Below are 19,018 nucleotides of genomic sequence, written 5' to 3' on the forward strand. Positions count from 1 at the left end.
AGACCACACCATCCCCTGGTCACAAGGCGGAAAGACAACGTATTCAAACCTGGCGTCCCTGTGTAAACGCCACCACATGTTCAAAACCGACGCCTACTGGCATTACCGGCAACCCGACCCCGGGACCATCATCGCGATCTCGCCTGCCGGTGAAACCTACCTCACCCGACCCGACCCACCACCAGCACCACCACCCGACATACCCCCGCCCTTCTAGAAGCACCGCCTACAGCCAGCACCACCCTCTGAGCCCAGGCAGTCCGCAGCGCCCTACCGCAGCGCGGAAGCCGACACTCCCACGTGGCTACGGGAGCGCACCCTGATGATGACTGTTGCAAGCAGGACGGTTGCCGCAACGACAGCAGCGGCGATCGACGTCGTCGCCGATTCCATGTCACCGCTAGTGCGCCCAACCGCGATCCAGGTAAGCCCCCAACTAATTGCCGCCGCGACCGCGAGACGGCCATTGCCTTTGAGTGCCAGCCCAACGCCAACCACTGCAACAACAGCAAGGACACCAACAGCCCAAACCTCTTCGTTCAGGCCAAACCCAGCGAAGCCTGCGGCGGACAGCGCTGCAGCGATGTTTGCGCACACCGCCACGCAGACCCAGCCCAGATAGAGGCCCAGCGTGCCATCGACAATCACTGCCTCAAGCCACGATGATGCTGGCCGGCCGCTGTAGCGCAGAAATACAATGGTCAGGACTGTTAGCAGCACCAGAATCACCAGCACACTCGCATTGAGCCACCCGGCCTGGATGCTCAAAATCCAGACCGCGTTCAACACCATTGACGCTGCCACCACCCAGCCGAGCGAACGTTGCCGCTGCGCGGATCGTTGGGACGGCAACCATTGCCAGACGGTGTAGGCCACCAAACCCGCGTACACCACTGACCAGATGGAAAACGCGGCACTCGCCGGGGCCAGAAGAGTGGCATCCGTCCCCAGCGCCCCACCAGCGGCCTCTGCGATGGGGATTCCGCCGAAGACTCCGACACCGATCATCGATCCGACCAGACAAAAGATCATGCTGGCAGTGACTGCTATCTGGCGATACAGATCAGCGCTGGTCTTTTCCTTGCTTGATGTGTGAGGTCTCATACCTCTATTCAACCGGTCTGACCGCCATAAAACTATCTCATCCACCAAGAGGTCAGTAGGCTGGGTAGTTCACGTGTTGACTCGAAAGGTGCATTTCATGACTGAATCAAACCTCCCCGAAGAAGAACTGAGTATCACCGACGCAATCGATACCGCGGAGGCTGAAGAGTTGGATCCGGTGGCTGCAGGCCAGCCTGACACCTACCCGGGCGCCGCAGAGGACAACCCTGACCAGTGGCGCAACGACCCGCTGCTCCAGGACGAGCCGGCTGCGGCGGTGGCGGAGGAAGGCACCCTTGCTGAGCAGGTGCTGCGCGACGGATCTGAGGGCGACGACTCCGTGCCGACGCTGGGCGAAGCCGCCGCGGACGTTGACTTCGGCGATCCCGCTGACGATTCAGAGATCGATGGCAGCGACGACAGCGCCAACCTTGGCGGTTCGCCCCTCAGCCACGCCGACGAGGATCTACCGGGGCACTAGGGTCGCCTCCGGGGCTAACGCAGCGCCGTCGGCTGGCCCTAGGGGTGGCCTGTCGGCGGCGCAGTGGGAAGTGCTGTGGGAAGTTAGCCTTCACATTCCCGGCAGAACAGAAGGTCGCCCTTCTGGCGGGCAACCTGGCTGCGGTGGCGGACCAGGAAACAGGAGGAGCAGGTGAACTCATCGTCCTGCGGAGGAATCACCTGGATCAGGAGTTCCTCACCTGAAAGATCCGCACCGGGAAGGTCAATTCCTTCGGCAGTGTCGGCGTCCTCGACGTCAACCGAGGCCGACTGGGATTTGCTGCCACGGTTAGCCTGAAGGGCTTCGAGGGACTCGGCTTCCTTGTCCTCGTCGTTGTTGCGTGGTGCGTCGTAATCCGTTGCCATTCCGGTGCCGTTCTATTGAAAATTGCTGAAGCTGTGTGGGTGATGCAGCCACCGAGTATAACCATGAAATCCTGACCGCTGTGCAGGAGATATTCTCGCACGATTACGCACGATTCGGCCCTCTTTGAGCAGCTCAAAACGGCCTTCGGGGTGACAGCTAGGTAAGCGATATCCGGGGGTCGACTATTCCCGCGTACACCGGCTCCGGAATAGGCGGGAGGTGGACGGGGTTGCCGCTTACAGAAACTGTTTTCGACGGAAAGTGCTACTCGTGACTCTCTTCACCCCACTCACCATTGGTGCCATGGAACTGCCCAACCGTATCGTCATGGCCCCTCTCACCCGGGTCCGCTCGAGTAAGGAGGGCGTTCCTGGCCCTCTCGTCGTGGAGCACTACCGGCAGCGCGCATCACTGGGCCTGATTGTCACCGAAGGCACCTACCCGAGTGAGGCCGGCCGGGGCTTCCCAGGCCAGCCAGGTCTAGTGACCGAGGAACAGCTGGCCGGCTGGCGCAACGTCACAACAGCCGTGCACGACGCCGGTGGGCGGGTCTTCGCCCAGGTCATGCATGCCGGACGGGTCACGCACGAGGCGACCACTGGCGGGCACACGGTCGTAGCTCCGAGCGCTGTGGCAATCAATGGCGAAACCCGAACCTATGATGGCAAGTTGCCGTATCCAGTCCCCCATGCTTTGACCACCGACGAGCTTCCCGGCGTTATCCAGGAGTTTGTCCAGGCATCCCGGAACGCCATTGACGCCGGAATGGATGGCGTTGAACTCCATGGAGCCAACGGCTATCTCCTGCACCAGTTCATGTTCCCGGAGACCAACCGGCGCGACGACGGTTACGGCGGCTCCCCGGCCAACCGTGCCCGCTTCATGGCCGAGGTAGTCCAGGCGGTAGTCGCAGCGGTCGGCGCCGAGCGCGTTGGCCTGCGGATCTCACCGAGCACCAGCGGCCGGGACGTGCTACCCGCAGATTCCGACGACATCCTCGCCACCTATGGCGCGATGGTCGACGCTATCGCGCCCCTCAACCTCGCTTACCTGAGCGTCCTCCACGAAGACCCAGCCGGTTCGCTGGTCCAGGAACTCCGTTCGCGCTTCGGTGGGCCCTTCCTGGTGAACAGCGGCTTCGGTGTCATCACCGACCGTGACGAAGCCGAGTACATCCTCGCGTCAGAGCTCGGAGACGCCGTCGTCGTCGGCCGCCAGGCGATCGCGAACCCGGATCTGGCACGCCGTTGGCAGGAAGGTCTGCCGCTGAATGAGCCCGACCCGGCGACCTACTATTCACACGGCGCCGAAGGGTACACCGATTACCCGTTTTACGAGGATGCACTGGCCTAAGCCAAACCTTAGTACCGAAAGTCAAAAGTAGGGTACTCCAACCCGTTGCGTATCCGGGTGCGGTGCGCCACTCTGAGTGGGTACATAAGAACTTCCCCGCACAGGGGTGAGTGGGTGGGGGCCAATTCGCATCCGCCGCGACGGGACTTTACATGCCGGTCAGCTTGCTCCGCGGGGATCTGGCTGGAGACGCTTGTGACAACTGTCCGACCACTGACCGCCCCGAACAGCTCGGGACTGCGCAAATCTGCGACACGAGGTTCTCTCGCTGTCTGCATAGTCGTGGCAGCGGTCTGCGGGTCCGGGTATCAAGGCAGTCTTACCGGCCTCACTGACACGGCTGGGCAGCTCGCCGCCTCAGCGCCACACTCTGCCGCATTGTCAGCCGCGCCCACCGGCTGGGTGGGCCGCGAACTGCTAGCCGCCCCAACTCCCGGGATGCAAGATTTCCTGGTTCCCGGTCAGCCCACGAGAGATATGGCGTCTGAGGGGAGCGCGCCGGTTGACAATGAAGTCCAGGTCACCAGCGTTCCTTCCGAGGCCCCGTCACGCCCCGGGCCAGGCACACTCATGTCGCCGCTGGGGACGCTGAGCCCCAGTTCCCCCTTCGGCGAGCGCATCAACCCGCTCACCGGCGAGGCGGGCGAGTTCCACTACGGGCTGGATTTCGCCGCGCCCTGCGGCACGTCGGTTCATGCGGCGGATACCGGAACGGTTCGGGCCGTCGGGTGGCACCCCTGGGGTGGCGGGAATCGAGTGGAGATCGATCACGGCAACGGGCTGATCACCACGTACAACCATCTTGAGGGGATTTCGGTGGAAGCTGGGGACCTCGTCGAGGTTGGCCAGGTGGTGGCGGCTGTCGGCTCCACCGGATCCTCAACGGGTTGCCATCTACACTTCGAAACCATTCGCGATGGGTCCCACGTTGATCCTCGAGAATGGACGCTCACACCGCTGAACCCCGCAGCCCATGTGGGGACGCCGGATATGACCTCCTACGCGCCGGGTGGGGCTGCATCAAGCACTGCCGTGCCATGGGTGATTGCCCTGCCTCACGAGGTGCCTCCCCGCACAGGGGACAGTTCCGTCGGAGGGACTCATGGACCTGCACTTGTGGCCGCGTCAGCAGTTCCGACCCCAACTGTCGAGTCAACGCAGCCACGATCGTCCAACACCGCAGCTCCAAGCCCTACACCGACCCGTCCGCCCATTGCCAAACCATCCGACCCCAGATCGCCACAACCGGATCACTCCCGGCCGGGGCCCTCGAGCCCGAGTCCGTCCGCAGCGCCGACGAAACAAAGCGACCCTGTACCGTCGCCCAGTTCGCCGGAACCCGATCCAGAAAGTGACACGACCCCCTCGCCAGCTCCCGGGCCCGAGCCGACGCCCAAACCTGAGCCTTCACCATCCCCGTCACCTGTTCCGACGCCTGAGCCTTCAACCGACCCTGCCCCCGCCCCTGACCCTGATCCGGCTGTGATCTGCGATCCAGAGGCAGATCCGGCTACAGGTGGTGAATCCGGGGAGGGCCCGACACCGGAACACGGCTCCGGACCGGGTGCCTCACCCGTGCCACTACCGATTCCCGAACCGGTGATCAACGACGAACAGGTTACCTCCGGCGCCTCGGCCGATCCCGCGGATGGCATTACGGGGGACGAAGCCGACGACAGTGCAGTGGACGGCGACCCGGCTGATCCGGCTCCCCCCTGCGGCGAGCCAGAGGAGCCAGGCGATCAAGAGAAGCCAGGCGCCAACTCTGACGGCGAAGTGGCCGACAAGGACGACCACCAGGACGCCGTCGTCGCACCGGCACGGCAGGCAACCGCGGCAAAGCCCTAGATCGCCGGCAGGTGTTGGTGATGTCTCAGTTGCGGATCTGGCACTTATTACCTGCATCACGGAAGGCAAAAACGAGTATCCCCTACTCGTGACCCGGCGGGTGGCGGTGCGTAACGTCTAGTCATGGCAAACATGGATCACAGGTGTCAGTGTTGCGGCGAACTGGACGACGAGGTTTTCTGCGAGGACTGCACCAAGGAATTTAGTCAAGACGCTGCCTGACGACCGGGCTGCCCGATCGCTGGGCTGCTGGGCTCAGTAAGAGCTCAATACGTTTCGAGAGTCGCAATGAACTCATCGGCGTAGGCAAGGTTTTCAGCCATCTTGTTGCGCTTGGCGGCAGAGGATTCCAGATAGCCAGCCAGTCGCTCCCGCAGTAATCCATTCTCCCTACTGCCGTCAGCGACAGCTAACCCGTCAACAATTGAGAGAAGATCAGCCATCTCCTCGAGAGTGAACCCCAACGGTTTCATCCGACGGACTACAAGCAGTCGTTCAACGTCCCCATCGGTGAACACGCGGAATCCGCCTTCGGTTCGGGTGGATGCCGGGAGTAGTCCTACTTCGTCGTAGTGCCTAATGGTCCGTAGCGACAGTCCAGTCCGCTCCGCCACCTCACCAATGTGCATTGTGCGTGGCTTTGTCGAGTCCGGTTGCTCACTCATTGCTTGATCCCCTGCACTGCACGCACAACCCTCTCTTAACGTTAGGTTAGAATTGAGACCTAGCGCCCCTGGGTGGGCGAAATCTCTTGTACATTGCCGTCCAGCTTATCGCCCCCAACCGGCCTGCCCCGAGATACCGGGCCTCTGCCCTGGTCCGTTGCAAAGGAACACTCCTATGACCACGCCGACTCTGGCACCCACTCCTGTTGAACGCCAGTCGGTGATGCGCACACTGCGGCATCCGAGCCTCCTCAAAACCGAGGTGTTGGCGGGTTTGGTGGTTGCTCTCGCTCTCATTCCGGAAGCTATTGCATTCTCGATCATTGCGGGAGTGGACCCGCGGCTTGGTCTCTTCGCATCCTTCACCATGGCCGTTTCAATTGCGTTCCTCGGCGGACGCCCCGCGATGATTGCCGCGGCAACCGGGGCAATTGCGCTGGTCATCGCACCGCTGGTCTCCAGCCACGGAGTTGACTACCTCATTGCAGCAGTCATCCTCGCTGGGGTCTTACAGGTAGTACTTGGCCTGATCGGCGTCGCCAAGCTGATGCGCTTCATCCCACGCTCGGTCATGGTGGGCTTCGTCAACGCCTTGGCCATCCTGATCTTTATGTCCCAGGTCCCGGAACTTATCGACGTGCCGTGGCTGGTCTACCCCATGGTCGCCGTCGGGCTGCTGATCGTCTTCGGTCTACCGAGGCTCACTATGGTGGTACCGGCACCACTGGTCGCCATCGTGGTGCTTACCGTGTTCGCCGTCATTGCCAACACCGCCGTGCCCGACGTCGGCGACAAGGGCGAGCTGCCTGATAGCCTTCCCACCCTGTTTTTCCCCAATGTTCCACTGAACCTCGAGACGCTGCAGATCATTGCACCGTTCGCCTTCGCCATGGCTTTGGTCGGATTGCTCGAATCACTCATGACGGCCAAGCTCGTCGATGACATCACCGACACACGCTCCAACAAGACCCGCGAATCCTGGGGCCAGGGCGCCGCGAATATCATTACCGGCTTCTTCGGCGGAATGGGTGGCTGCGCGATGATCGGTCAGACGATGATCAATGTGAAAGCCTCTGGCGCGAGGACCCGCATCTCCACCTTCATGGCCGGCTTCTTCTTGCTGATCCTGGTGGTGACCCTTGGCGACATTGTCGCGCTCATCCCGATGGCAGCGCTCGTGGCCGTCATGATCTTCGTGTCGGTAGCCACCTTCGATTGGCACAGCATCAATCCGAGCACCCTGAAGCGGATGCCCAAAAGCGAGACGTTGGTGATGGTCAGTACCGTCGTCGTCGTTGTCTGGACTCACAACCTGGCCATCGGTGTGGGCGTCGGGGTGCTGGTGGCGATGATCGCTTTCGCGCGCCGTGTCGCGCACTTCGTCACCGTTGACCGGACGGTCATCGAACTCAACGGCGAGGAGACAGCTACCTACACCGTGGACGGTGAGCTGTTCTTCGCCTCTTCCAACGACCTCTACACGCAGTTCGAGTATGCGACCGACCCGGATCACGTGGTCATCGATATGCACGCCTCACACCTGTGGGACGCATCAACCATTGCCGCACTCGATGCGATCACCGAGAAATACCGCAGCCAGGGGAAGGACGTCCGGGTCATCGGCTTGAACGACGCCTCAGTCCTGATGCGCGAACGGCTAGCGGGCAAGCTCGGCGCGGGACACTAGCTCAACGCCTTCTGGAATGGCCGGCCGCCTCAGGAGCGCGTGGTGGCTTCGACGGGCGATGCCTCAGCGTTGCCGCCAGCCTGCTTTAGCGCGCCGTGCGAGACCAGAACTGGGCAGGCTGCCCGTTCTGCCACCGCGGAACTGACGGATCCCAACAACAGGCCCGTGAATCCCCCATGACCCCGGGAGCCGACGACCACCATGGAGGCATCCGCACTCTCTTTGATAAGGACCTGGGCTGGGTTGCCGCGGACAATCCGTCGTTCAACGATAGGCGGAGTTCCGGCGGGGAAAGCTTCCTCAAGCGCCTGGGCCAGCGCCTTTTTCATCACTTCCTCATAGTCCCAGACCTGAGGGGTGTAAACGCTCAAGGTGACGGGATGATGCCACGCGGCGACCGCCCGAACAACGTCACCCGCGAGAGGCACCAGACTCATGGCCAATTTCAATGCGGCCACGGACGACGGTGATCCGTCCACGCCAACGACTATGACACGCTGCTGTGCACTGAGGGTGTTTTCCATCGTGATCCTAGCTTGGGAGGGACTCTACTTCTTCGATGGTGTCTGATACCCGTGAGCGTAGGTAGGGTCAAAGTACCCCCCTCCTTCATTTGGCCGTCGCCGACGAGCGAGAGTGTTCAGCGCAATCGTTTGACTCTGTGCCAGGAACATGGCGTGGACAGTCCCATCACCGAGCAATCGACCTCGTCGGTTTGATCCCGCCTGTATCGACTCCGCCGTCGTCGCCTACCTTGTCGATCTCACAACCCCTCCGGATGACGCAACTTGTCGACTATGACCCGAGCGTCCTGGATCAGTCCACGAGGAAGACGGTCCTGCTCGTAGACCGCACACTGCCGTCGGCGACCCATGGTCCGAGGTCGGCCCATGGCCTCTGGTCGAGGTCACCGATGGTGTGGCGGCCAGCGTGGACTTCGGCTGCCAGATACTCCATTTCGGAATCAAGCCCGTTTTGGCTACCAAGGAAGAAGGTCGAAATCGACCTGTCGAAGCTTGTCGGGCCGGCGACGAACGCGCCGAACGGGAAGTGCTCGCCGTGACCGGCGGCATGTCCCAGAGCAATGACCGTACCTCCCGGCGCCAGCAAGGAATACGCAGCGACGAGATGCGGTCCGCCCACGACATCCACTGCCGCGAAGACCGGCAACGATACTGTGTCCATCGTCGCGTGCACCTCAGCAGCTCCGAGCTGCATGATTCGTTCGTGGACCGCCTGGTCTCGCGCGATCGCGACGACCTGCGCGCCGGATCTGGCCGCCAGCTGAACGGCTGCCGCTCCCACGGCGCTGTTGGCACCCACCACGAGTAGACGCCGCCCGAGCAGCGACCCAAGCCCTCGAAGCGCCCGAAGAGCGCTGGTGACCGGGACCGGGATCGCACTCATCAGCGCCGGGTCTGCACCGCTCGGAGTAACGGCGACCGTCGCTGTCGGGACACTCCGCAGCTGAGCCCAGCCGCCGTTGCTCCCAAGGAAGATGACGGACTGACCTTCCTCGGGCCCGCTCCCGTTCGGCGCGCGACGGAGCACGGTCCCGGCACCGTCCCAGCCTGGGACTGATCCGGATTCCGCTGTGGCGAGCGCCGCGAGATCTCCCGGGTTTGGAGCGAATGCCTGCACCTGGATGAGAGCTTCATCTTCACGTTGGAGCGGATCGGGCAGTTCGCAAAAGGAAAGTCCTGCGTGGCTTGACTGGTCTGCTGTCCATGCGCGCATTGAGTGTTCTTCTTCCTGAGAGTCGGGTTCGAATGCTGCGCACAGAAGGCCGCGCGCCATCTAGTTCCACAATGCAGCAGGAGTCTTTGTCGTCATCCGGCATTGCCATCCATTCTCGACGGAACGGTGTTGAGGCGACGTGAGTACGCAACATGAAGTGATTGACAACCGGGTTGTTTCGCAGCGCAAGCATCTGCGATAGGTCGCCGGGTTGAACGTCTCGGAGGAGTAGAGCCCCCACTACGGTTGGGGCCAAGGAGATGTAGACACCTTAACATCTCCTTGGCCCCAGCCAGGGGAATTGGTCAGTTCCTATACCAGCGAGTGCTCCGGGCCAGGGCTAGTTAGACTAAAAACCGTCACTCGTTCGATCCGCCTCGATTTCCAGATTCTGGGCCATGAAAAAACCCCTCCTGACAGGCGTATTACCTAGTCAGAAGGGGTTCGTGGAGCCTCCTAGCGGATTCGAACCGCTGACCCCCTGTTTACAAGACAGGGATTCCCGGAACTTCCCGCAGAGATCCCCTTGTGGCCCGCTGACTAGTTGTAACGCACGTGGTAGTGCTCCCAGCTTACCTTCCGTATCCCCGCGTTTCCTGCAATTTCCCCGATAAACGTCGGTATAAACGTCGGACGCTCCTGTCTACAACGGCCCGGGCTCTGGAGGAAGAAGCGCCAAACACTGAAGGGCGTAAGCGCTACCTTGGTCAGCCGCTTTCTGGAGTAATCGACGTGCCTGATCGAAATCGCGACGGTCTGCCGAAATCTGACCTAGTTCAATCAATGCTTCAGTATCCCCTTCACCAGCACTTTGCCTGAGGCGCTCTTCTCCAACCGTTGCACGGTCATGAAAGGACTGCGCCTCAACATGCGCCTCGCTCCTGTCCAAGAGGATTCCGAGCTGTTGCATGGCAAAAACGGAACCAAGGTTAGCGGCCTTCCGCAGAACTGGCAGAGCGTCCTCTTGCTCGAGTTCTTGCGCGATGTATAGCAGCGTTCTGACATCTGTCATGGCTTCGTGTGCAGCGGCAGACCTGAACTGCAAAACAGCCTCCGCACGACGGCCTGTTTGCTGCATCAACAACCCAAGCCAAAAAGTACTCATAACGTACCCGCGCCCGGCGGATCGGACGAACATGCGCTCCGCTTCGGCATAGTGTTGCCCGGCCAAGAGCTTCCTTCCGACAACAAACAGGCCAACGGCGTCACCCCGGTCAGCGGCCATGCGATAGAGCTTCTCGGCGGCAGCTTCTTCACCTCGAGCTTCGAAGACGGTTCCCAGCTCCATCATTGCTGCCGGGTTGCCTGCCCTCGTGGCGTCCTGCAGCAGGCTCAGAGCTTCCTCATCTTTCCCTCTACCAGACAGGAGCTTTGCTAGCTGATACATGCCTGCACCATTACGGCGTTTTTGTACGGCGGCTCTGTAAAGTTTCTCAGCAGCTTCAATATCCCCTGCCTTCTCCAATACAATTCCGTAGTTGGTCATCCCAAAACCACTCCCGGCTTCTGCAGCACGTCGATACCAATCCACGGCTTCCTCCTCCTCCCCCCGGCCCATCAACAAGAAGCCCAAGTTAGCCATGGCGTCCCCGATGCCGCCTTCAGCGGCTTTCTTGAACAACCTCTCAGCTTGAAGAACATTCCCCTCGCGCTCTAGAAGGACAGCTAGACCGGTCATACCTTGAAGGCTTCCTCCTTCAGCAGAACGCTCGTAAAGTGCCTTCGCCTCCGGAATCCGATCACCGCGCTCAAGGGTCGTGGCGAAGTTTGCCATCGCCTCGACGTCCCCCTGCTCGGAAGCGCGTTCGAAAAACCTCGCAGCTAACTGCTCATAGCCAGCGGTGACGGCGTTGAGACCTGCCGTATTGAGGCGTCCAGCGGGAGCATCGGCCGCCGCTGCAGCTTCCCAAAGTAAAGCCGGGATGGGTCGCCCCGACCTTGACACATGGTCTAGCAGATAGTCGAACGGACGAGAAGAACCATCGGCTTGGCGCTTCAGAAGGGCGAAAGCATCCCCCCCTACTACCTGGGCCGTCGCCCAAGTCCACCCGGCAGCAAGCTCGTCGGGGGACGGCTCCAAATTATCGGAGTCTGTGTACTGGGGGACTAGCGCGCAGGCAATCGAGTCCCCAATGGAATCGCCAATTCCTGAACGCTGCCAGTCAGTTGCTGCGAGGACCAGGGCTGCCCCTACCGGATTTGTCGTACGTCCAGTCTCAAGTCTCTGGAGCGCAAGATGCCCTCCTCCAACATAGGCTCCTAGTCCGTATGTGATTACACCTTGGCGGATTCTGGGATCCGGGATCTGCGCTGCAAGTGCGCTGCGCTCTTCGGACTCATTCTTCAGCCGGACAAGGTCGAATAATTGGAGAGTCGCCCACTGCGTGCGCTGTAGCGATTCTCCCAACTGGAAGCTTTCGTAAAAGGTTTCGCGCATAGTTGCGACGATGACGTTCCCGGCCTCCTGCAGGCGTTCAATCCACTTAGACCGCAGATTGCTGGCGTCACTCAAGTACCGTTCGAGGTCATCCAGCCAGACGATTCCGTTGTCAGGGATTTCCCCAGCATTCATCAAGGCGGCAAGTCCATCGGGTGCGTCCGGGATGACCACTAAACGGTCCGGATAAACTAGTTGCAACAGATGCACAGCCATCCGAGTCTTTCCAGCCATGGACGGGCCCAATACCAGAACTGGTCGGGACGAGGTCAAGGCCGCCCTTACCTCGGCTTCGGCTCCCCGACTGAGGTACGGCACCTCGGCTAGGGCCACATGCACGCCCCATTTTTGGAGCTCAACACTCCCGCAACGGAGTCCTTCACTAGAATCCTTGCCCGCGGTGTGTATTGCCCGTTGACGAAGTGCGTGACTTTCGTCCCTAACCCTACGGCTGCTTTTCAAGTGCTGGAATACCACCCCGCCGCCGACGCAAACGATCAGCAAAGGTACATTTATCCACGCGGACCAACCGACCGAATCGAGGAATATCGTTCCGGCAAGAAACGCCGCAATCCCGATTGGAATCCACCACGACAGCTCACCACGCTTTTGGTTTCGCCAGGACGACATATAACCCCCTAAGTCTGCTGCACCGGTGGGTCGTGAAGAACGTCAGCCCGTGAGCAGCATGATGAGTTCATCCTAACCACCGGAATCAGAAGTGTTCAGTCATCTTTTATCGGGCCCCAAAACTCGCCCCAGACGCCTTACGCGCCGACACCCTGTCTGTCAGCATTGGGTGAGGCACCGCCACTTTTCCCACTGACTCCTTAAGGGCGAGATTTGGAAACCGATTCCCTGTGAGCACCGCACTTGCTTCCCCCACCACCAACACCGATGGTGGAGCCATGTCCGATCCCGAAAAACCCAGGGCAGAAAGGCCCCTCCGCCGCTCCTTCACCCCAGGGGAGAAACTCTCGATCCTGGAAACCTACGAGTCCCTCGACGGCCCCGGAGCCAAGGGCGCATTCCTCCGCCGCGAAGGCCTGTTCTCCTCCCAAATCACCACCTGGCGCCGGGCACGCGACGCCGGCGCCCTCACCGGCCTCGCCACCGCCGCCAGACCGGCGAAGAAGAACAGCCCCGAAGCCCAGCTTGAGGCCATGAAGGACCGCGCCGAACGGGCCAAAGCGAAACTCGGAGGGACCGAGGAGGCATTATCGGTGCTGGGAAAATTACACGCTCTCTTGGAGGACATCTCCACGAGGGCGGACAACGAGAAGCCGTGAGCGCCGCCGTGGACGAGGCCTTCACAGCCCTGACCGGGCTGCTGCCCGTGCGGAGAATCTGCGCCCTCACGGGACGGTCTCCCGCCACGCACTACAGGTCCCTGACCCCGAAGGTCCACGGGCCCACACCCCGGCGCCCGGCACCGGTAAACAAGCTCACGGATGAAGAGGCCGCGCAGGTGTTGGACCGGTTGAACAGCGAGGAGTTCGCCGACAAGGCGCCGGCCCAGGTCGGTGCGATCCTGCTGGACCAGGGCACCTACCTGTGCTCGGAATCAAGCATGTACCGCATCCTGCGCGGCCACAGCCAGGTGCGTGAACGCCGACGCCAGGCCACCCACCCGGCGAAGAAAAAACCCGAACTCGTCGCGGTGAAACCCAACGACATCTGGTCCTGGGACATCGCCAAACTCCCCAGCCCCATCCGGGGCGTCTACTACGACCTGATGGTCATCATTGACCTGTTCTCCCGCTACGTCGTCCACTGGCACATCACCACCCGCGAGTCCGGGCTCGGCTCCAAGGACTTCATCGCCAACGCGGTCATGATCCACGGCACCCCGGGCGTGATCCACGCCGACCGGGGGACGTCCATGACGTCCAAACCGGTCGCCGAGCTAATGATCGATCTGGGCATCGACCGCAGCCATTCACGGCCCCGCGTTTCCAACGACAACCCGTATTCCGAGGCGGCGTTCAAGACCACGAAGTACCACCACTCCTACCCGGGGCGGTTTGGCTCCCGCCAGGACGCGGTCGCCTGGGCCAACGAATTCTTCCTTTACTATAATTTCGAACACCGCCATTCCGGGATCGGGCTGCATACCCCCGCGACGGTCTTCGACGGCACCTACGCGGCCATCCAGGGCCGCCGGGCCGCGGTGCTCCAGGACGCCTACACGGCGACCCCGCACCGGTTCGGTCAACCGCCGGCGCCGCCGGCGGGCCCCACGGCCGCGTGGATCAACCAGCCCCAACAAAGCGAGGTCCCCACACACGCCTAACCACTTGGCTGTGTCTCAAACGCCTTGACAGATTCCGACAGCGCCGCATAAGAGTTAACGGGTGGCGGCCGTACCATGGGAGCGTCCAAAATTTCCACATACTACATCAGGTTATTGGATCGGTCGATTGAAGAAATCCTTATGCGAAAGGGAAACGTGATGCTGAAACTTTGTCGGGTACTCTTGCTTCCAGGCTGCTGATAGCGATAGTTAAGTATGGACGTTAATAACCCCAGCACAATCCCATACTTCGATCATGACGAGGCCGCAGAATTTGTGCTTGAACACGGTGGTGCCAGAGCAATCTATTCATCATTCGCCCCAGGGGATACCTTCTGGTTTGCCGATATGGATCCTCGCCAGATCAACTGGAGAAGAGGGGGGCCCCAACAGATGGTCATCCGTACACGCGACGATGAGCTAGTCGCCGTCACGGACGCGAATGTCGGTTATGGCGGCGACGGACCCCGCAATGCGCGAGAACTAACAGTAGCTCTCGTAATCGAGGGAGCAGTCGGGGATAAAATTGTCCAAAGCCGCGTCTCGAAGGTGGACCTAGACTATCCGAATGAAGCATTGCACAGTTTCCGATGGCCAAGCGTTAACCTCCCTATCCCGGAGCCACGTAACGGGACGTATGTTGTCTACTTCAAAGGTGACAGTATCGACAACTTTGACGAGGACCTGGATGACCAAGAAGCTCGTCGGGTGTCCTCCCGGGGTTTCTATGAAACACCCCCAGCCGGGTCAACCTTCTGGAACTGGATTCACCTTTCGAATGCGCCTGATCGGCCGATTTGGCTTCAAGGAAACCGAAGAGTAGATGTTTTCACCAGCTCTGATGCAGCGGCCGAAAACGGAATGAAAGTCTACTCCGGATTGCCTCGTCTTCTCCGGGGGAGCACAGACGGCACGTATCCTGTTCGGATCAGTCAGGGTATCGTAGAGACCTGGATTTCATACAACCCCCGCAGCGAGGGATTCTTGGCGGAAATCGAATCACTCAATCCACAGGCCCGCTATGTGCTGTCAACCGTAGGTGTTGGACATGATGCGATGGCTTCCATCGACGCGCGTCCGCGTTTAGTGCAGTTTGTCTTGCAAAAAATGTTGGGTAAACCTCGTAAAACCGGCTTCAGCTTTGAGGTAGAAATCGATTGAAAAGACGCTCCCGGTGCCCATAGAGAAGAGCGTTGCATAAAGAGGCTTTTGTGCGTCGCGTTATAGTTCGCCCTCCCATTTTTTCCGATCGGGTGATCTCCGGACAACGAAGGGCGTCACCTTAGAATTAGGCCAGATACGAACAATAAGCCAAAAGAACCAAATCCTGACAGACTAACCTCGATCTTTCATGAGGCGTGGTTTCTGGTGTGATCGGGGCTTACTGGCTGCCCGATGGTCTGATTGTGGCATCTGGGTGTGACGATTCGGCCGCTGACCGGTGGCGGTTGGTCGGTGATGGTTCCACGTCCATCACGTAGGTCGGGGTGCTGCTCTTCCTCGTTCGGGGTCAGTCGGCTGTCGTGGTTCTTATGGCGGGTCCAGGGCGTTGAGGCGGGTGAGGGCTTTGAGCAGGAGCCCGGTCTCGGGTGCTTTGGCGGCGAGGTGGACAGTGAACTGTCGGGCGTGCCGGCTGATTTTCCCGGCGATTTCGAAGATCTTGGCCCGCAGCTTCTTGGGCTCCTACCCGGGGACCCAACCACTCCCAGCGTCGGGCTTTGGTGCCGTGGAAGGCGAGCATCTGCGTCCACGCCATGAGCTCGGAGGCGAGCATCACCAGGTGGCACCAGAGCGTGTTGGCGGCAGACGAGTGCAGGGGCAGGTTCTGGAACCCTGTGTCTTTGGCGTTTCGGATCCTGTCTTCGCAGCGGGCGCGGAGCCGGTGGCGGACTTCCAGGTCAGCCAGTTGCCCGTGGTCCTGGTTCGTGGCCAACGCGGTGTAGCGCATCCCGTCGACATCGGTGATCCGCAGTTGGGCGCCGGGGTGGGGTGTTTCCTTGCGGACGATGACCCGCATCCCGTCCGGCCAGGAGGTGAGGTCGAGCATGCCGGTGATGTCAGCGACCCACGCACCGTCGCGTTCAATGCCGTCGCTGTTATAAGCCCTTGTCCACGCGTCCTTCGGGATGAGGGGTAGGGCTGTTTCGACGGCGCCGTGGATCGGGAACCCCACCGAGTAGCTCAGGTTTCGGTTCTTGTGGGTGAGCCAATTCAGGAATCCGTGGGTGCCGCCGGCTGAGTCGGTGCGGATCATGACTTTCCTGCCGGAGCGGTACCCTTTCGGCAACTGCTGCAACGCATCCCGAGTGACCTGGATGTGGTCAGCGGCGGTGTTGGACCCGGCGTTCCCCGGGCGCAGCAGGACCGCCAACGGCTCCCCGGTGCCCTCCGTCCCGTGATCGAGGTACGCCGCCAACGGGTGGAACCCGTACCCTTTTTTCCACGTCGGGCGGGCGTCTTCCTTCTCCGAATGCGAATTCACCAGCGTCGCATCCAAGTCCACAACCAGCGGGGCGCGCCTGCTGACCCCGTGCAACGGCGAGTGTTCCCCGGCGACTGCCCACACACGGGATCGTGCAGCAGCCCGGGCGGCATTGATCGCGGCCAACGCCTTACCCGGGCTGATCCTCGAAAGGGTAGTGACCAGCCGGCTGACCGTCGGATCCGAAGCCACGAGCCCGTAGACCTGCGGCTGGGCCCGCAACCGGTCGACATCGCAGAGACAGTCCCCGCCGGTAGCCAGGGACAAGCCCAGGTCAGTGAGGATCTTCGCCGGATCATGGCGGGCGAAAGGCTTCCGCCATGGGCCCAACGCCTCAGAAAGCCCCGCGCCGATCCCCGAAACCCGCACCGTCCGAGTCAGGATCATCCCGCCGGCCTGGGACACCACCCCGGTCCCGGCGGAATCAGCACGGACAGACGGGCAGAGAGCGGTAGTATTACTCACCAGAAAGGTGCTCCTTCAGCTGGCCGAAAATTTTGCGTCAACAACACTATTTTCCCAGCTCAGGAGCACTTTTCGTCGTTTAACCACACCCCACCAGCCACTACCTCATGAAAGACCGAGGCTAGATGACGGGGCCTTTAGCGGCTCAGCGCATTTGAAGGTGTGGTTGGGGTTTGAAGCCGCCTGATTCTGGGAGTGATCGGGCGATGTGGTTGGCGAGGTTTCGGAAGCCGAGGGCTGAGCCATGGAGGTGTTCGAGGCGGCCGGCGATCGCCTCCGTTCGGCCGTTGATAGATGCCCCGGGCGCTTCGGCCTGGACGTGGTCCTCGATCGCGAAGACGGCGTTCAGGCGTGCGCTCTGTTTCTCTGTCAGCAGGTCCGCGCCAGAATGCAGGGTCCGTCGGCCCGGTAGAGCGGATCTCCGGCTCGACCCCGGTAGCCTGTTGTGGCTTGCTGGATGCGTTGCCGGCACCGGTCCAACCCGTACCCGGAGAGCCGGACGACATGGAACGGATCCATGACCGGGGCCGCGTCGGGGAGTTCCTCGGCCGCGTCGGTCTTGAACCCGGTGAACCCATCAATCGCGATGCCTGCCACCCCGTCCCGCCAGGCTCGTGGTCGGCCGTCGTGCCCACCCCGACTGCACCGTCAATTACGAAGAGCCCCGTTAGAGGGTCACAACCTGGTTTGAAAGGGCGTCTTCCAGCCCGATTGCGCTAAAGTGCCGGCAGTCAGCAACGTCGATCGTGTCGTGTCTTGCACCGTCGTGGCCGTTACTCCGTGGTACACATTGGGTGCTATGAGTTTGAAGCAGCGGATGTATCCCACCGAGGAGCAGCAAGCCCTCATGGTGATGCACGCTGAGCATGCCCGGTTCGTCTACAACCTGGGCCTGGAGCAGCGCTCCATGTGGACGAAGGATAAGCGCCATTTCCGGCAGAAGATCAGCGTGTACACCCAATGCAGGGAACTTACCGAACTGCGCCGGGAACTTGACTGGTTACGGGCCGGGTCTGCCGTCATCCAGCAGGTGGCCTTACGGGACCTCGATCAGGCGTTCAAGAATTTCTTCGCCGGGCGGTCGAGATTCCCGCGGTTCCGGTCGGCGAGGGATCCCAAGTCGGGGTTCGCCATCAGGAACCTGGCACTGCGCCGGATCAACCACAAGTGGGCGCAGATCCTGGTCCCGAAAATCGGCTGGGTGAAGTTTCGGCTCACCTACCATTACCAAGACGCCCAGCAAGGTTCGAGTGCCCGGGCCGTTCATCACAATGGCCTCTGGCATGTTTCCATCTCTACCCCACCACGGCAGAAGGTCCCTGCCGATACTGGGGCCAATGTCGGGATTGACGTCGGCGTCGCGAACACTGTGGCCACCAGCGTTGGAATCTTCATCCAGGCTCCATCCTTTACTCCGGGTGAGCAGCGCCGCTTTCTGGCCCTGCAGCGCACCTTGGCTAGACAGAAGAAGGGGTCGAACCGGCATGCCAGGACCCTCGCGAAGCTGGCCAGCCTCCGCCGCACCCTGAACGACCGGCGGACCAACTGGGTCGAACAAACCACCACAGCCCTAGCCAGGACCTATGACTTGGCCGCGGTCGAAGACCTGAAGATCGTCAACATGACCCGCCGCCCCGCACCCCGCCCAGACCTCGACACCCCGGGCAGTTTCCTTCCCAACAACGCGCGGGCGAAAGCCGGGCTTAACCGAGCTATCCTCGCATCCTGTTGGGGGCAGTTCACCACCCGGCTGGCTCAGAAGATGGACGTCGTTCGGGTCGATCCGCGCAACACGTCACGCCGATGCCAGTCCTGCAAGAACGTCAATGCACTAAGCCGTGAGAGCCAAGCGGTCTTCGCCTGCATTGAATGCGGATACCGGGCGCACGCTGACACCAACGCTGCCCAGAACATTCTGGACCGTGCACTCACCACCAACCCGGGGACACCGGGGGCTCGGACGCAGAAGCCCCGGCAACGGGCCGCGTCAACCAACCCTTTACCCACCGTGCAAACGGTGGGCTAGGGAGCCTTCTCAATAAGGAAAAGGGGCTGTCAAACCCTATGTGTGCGGCGCTA

15 protein-coding genes and 2 pseudogenes are annotated in these 19,018 nt (G+C 61.2%); 9 read left to right on the forward strand and 8 right to left on the reverse strand.

Annotation, left to right across the window (positions count from 1 at the left end; all coding sequences use genetic code 11):
• The coding region (locus tag ABD059_RS17450) for an HNH endonuclease (RefSeq protein WP_343882377.1) at positions 1 to 217 on the forward strand (217 nt) is incomplete at its 5' end.
• A gap of 53 nt (positions 218 to 270) precedes the next feature.
• Here the strand turns inward: ABD059_RS17450 and ABD059_RS17455 are convergent.
• Positions 271 to 1,104, reverse strand: coding sequence for a tryptophan-rich sensory protein (locus ABD059_RS17455; protein ID WP_343882379.1), 834 nt, complete (start codon positions 1,102 to 1,104; stop codon positions 271 to 273).
• A 97-nt stretch (positions 1,105 to 1,201) separates the two neighbouring features.
• Between ABD059_RS17455 and ABD059_RS17460 the strand changes: the two genes are divergently transcribed.
• Positions 1,202 to 1,585 (forward strand): hypothetical protein, encoded by a 384-nt coding sequence (locus tag ABD059_RS17460; protein WP_343882381.1) that lies wholly within the window; start codon positions 1,202 to 1,204, stop codon positions 1,583 to 1,585.
• Between the two features lie 83 nt (positions 1,586 to 1,668).
• Here ABD059_RS17460 and ABD059_RS17465 read toward each other — a convergent pair whose 3' ends face one another.
• A complete protein-coding gene (locus ABD059_RS17465; protein ID WP_019483350.1) occupies positions 1,669 to 1,971 on the reverse strand; it encodes a DUF4193 domain-containing protein in 303 nt (100 codons plus the stop codon).
• 271 nt (positions 1,972 to 2,242) lie between these two features.
• Between ABD059_RS17465 and ABD059_RS17470 the strand changes: the two genes are divergently transcribed.
• Positions 2,243 to 3,325 (forward strand): alkene reductase, encoded by a 1,083-nt coding sequence (locus tag ABD059_RS17470; RefSeq protein WP_343882384.1) that lies wholly within the window; start codon positions 2,243 to 2,245, stop codon positions 3,323 to 3,325.
• 195 nt (positions 3,326 to 3,520) lie between these two features.
• Positions 3,521 to 5,173 carry a peptidoglycan DD-metalloendopeptidase family protein gene (locus ABD059_RS17475; protein ID WP_343882386.1) on the forward strand — a complete coding sequence of 551 codons (1,653 nt, stop codon included), beginning with the start codon at positions 3,521 to 3,523 and terminating at the stop codon, positions 5,171 to 5,173.
• A gap of 266 nt (positions 5,174 to 5,439) precedes the next feature.
• On the opposite strand, the gene ABD059_RS17480 is transcribed toward ABD059_RS17475, so the two are convergent.
• Entirely contained in the window at positions 5,440 to 5,838 is a 399-nt protein-coding gene (locus ABD059_RS17480) for a MerR family transcriptional regulator (protein WP_343882388.1), read from the reverse strand.
• A gap of 175 nt (positions 5,839 to 6,013) precedes the next feature.
• Between ABD059_RS17480 and ABD059_RS17485 the strand changes: the two genes are divergently transcribed.
• Positions 6,014 to 7,525 (forward strand): SulP family inorganic anion transporter, encoded by a 1,512-nt coding sequence (locus ABD059_RS17485; protein ID WP_343882390.1) that lies wholly within the window; start codon positions 6,014 to 6,016, stop codon positions 7,523 to 7,525.
• Positions 7,526 to 7,554: 29 nt separating this feature from the next.
• Here the strand turns inward: ABD059_RS17485 and ABD059_RS17490 are convergent, their stop codons facing one another.
• From ABD059_RS17490 to ABD059_RS17500, 3 genes are all read right to left on the reverse strand, one after another.
• Entirely contained in the window at positions 7,555 to 8,049 is a 495-nt protein-coding gene (locus tag ABD059_RS17490) for a universal stress protein (protein WP_343882392.1), read from the reverse strand.
• Positions 8,050 to 8,341: 292 nt separating this feature from the next.
• Positions 8,342 to 9,262 (reverse strand): zinc-binding dehydrogenase, encoded by a 921-nt coding sequence (locus tag ABD059_RS17495; protein ID WP_343882394.1) that lies wholly within the window; start codon positions 9,260 to 9,262, stop codon positions 8,342 to 8,344.
• A 643-nt stretch (positions 9,263 to 9,905) separates the two neighbouring features.
• Entirely contained in the window at positions 9,906 to 11,933 is a 2,028-nt protein-coding gene (locus tag ABD059_RS17500; protein WP_343882396.1) for a tetratricopeptide repeat protein, read from the reverse strand.
• 626 nt (positions 11,934 to 12,559) lie between these two features.
• Between ABD059_RS17500 and ABD059_RS17505 the strand changes: the two genes are divergently transcribed.
• The 3 genes from ABD059_RS17505 (at position 12,560) to ABD059_RS17515 (ending at position 15,153) form a co-directional block, all read left to right on the forward strand.
• On the forward strand, positions 12,560 to 12,988 hold the full coding sequence (locus tag ABD059_RS17505) for a hypothetical protein (RefSeq protein WP_343882398.1): 429 nt from the start codon (positions 12,560 to 12,562) through the stop codon (positions 12,986 to 12,988).
• On the forward strand, positions 12,985 to 13,992 hold the full coding sequence (locus tag ABD059_RS17510; protein WP_343882400.1) for a DDE-type integrase/transposase/recombinase: 1,008 nt from the start codon (positions 12,985 to 12,987) through the stop codon (positions 13,990 to 13,992). Before ABD059_RS17505 ends, ABD059_RS17510 begins: the two co-directional genes overlap by 4 nt.
• Positions 13,993 to 14,208: 216 nt before the next feature.
• Positions 14,209 to 15,153 carry a hypothetical protein gene (locus tag ABD059_RS17515; RefSeq protein WP_343882402.1) on the forward strand — a complete coding sequence of 315 codons (945 nt, stop codon included), beginning with the start codon at positions 14,209 to 14,211 and terminating at the stop codon, positions 15,151 to 15,153.
• A gap of 369 nt (positions 15,154 to 15,522) precedes the next feature.
• Here the strand turns inward: ABD059_RS17515 and ABD059_RS17520 are convergent.
• Both ABD059_RS17520 and ABD059_RS17525 read right to left on the reverse strand, forming a co-directional pair.
• Positions 15,523 to 16,939: pseudogene (locus ABD059_RS17520) on the reverse strand (IS1380 family transposase).
• A gap of 145 nt (positions 16,940 to 17,084) precedes the next feature.
• Positions 17,085 to 17,560 (reverse strand): annotated as a pseudogene (locus tag ABD059_RS17525) (transposase); the annotation flags it as partial.
• Positions 17,561 to 17,738: 178 nt separating this feature from the next.
• Here ABD059_RS17525 and ABD059_RS17530 point away from each other — a divergent pair.
• The gene (locus ABD059_RS17530) at positions 17,739 to 18,965 is read left to right on the forward strand and encodes an RNA-guided endonuclease InsQ/TnpB family protein (protein WP_343882404.1); all 1,227 of its coding nucleotides are present in this window, start codon (positions 17,739 to 17,741) and stop codon (positions 18,963 to 18,965) included.
• The last annotated feature ends 53 nt before the right edge of the window (positions 18,966 to 19,018 follow it).

Origin of the sequence: Arthrobacter flavus, assembly GCF_039526005.1 — a bacterium.
Taxonomy (GTDB): Bacteria; Actinomycetota; Actinomycetes; order Actinomycetales; family Micrococcaceae; genus Arthrobacter_D; species Arthrobacter_D flavus.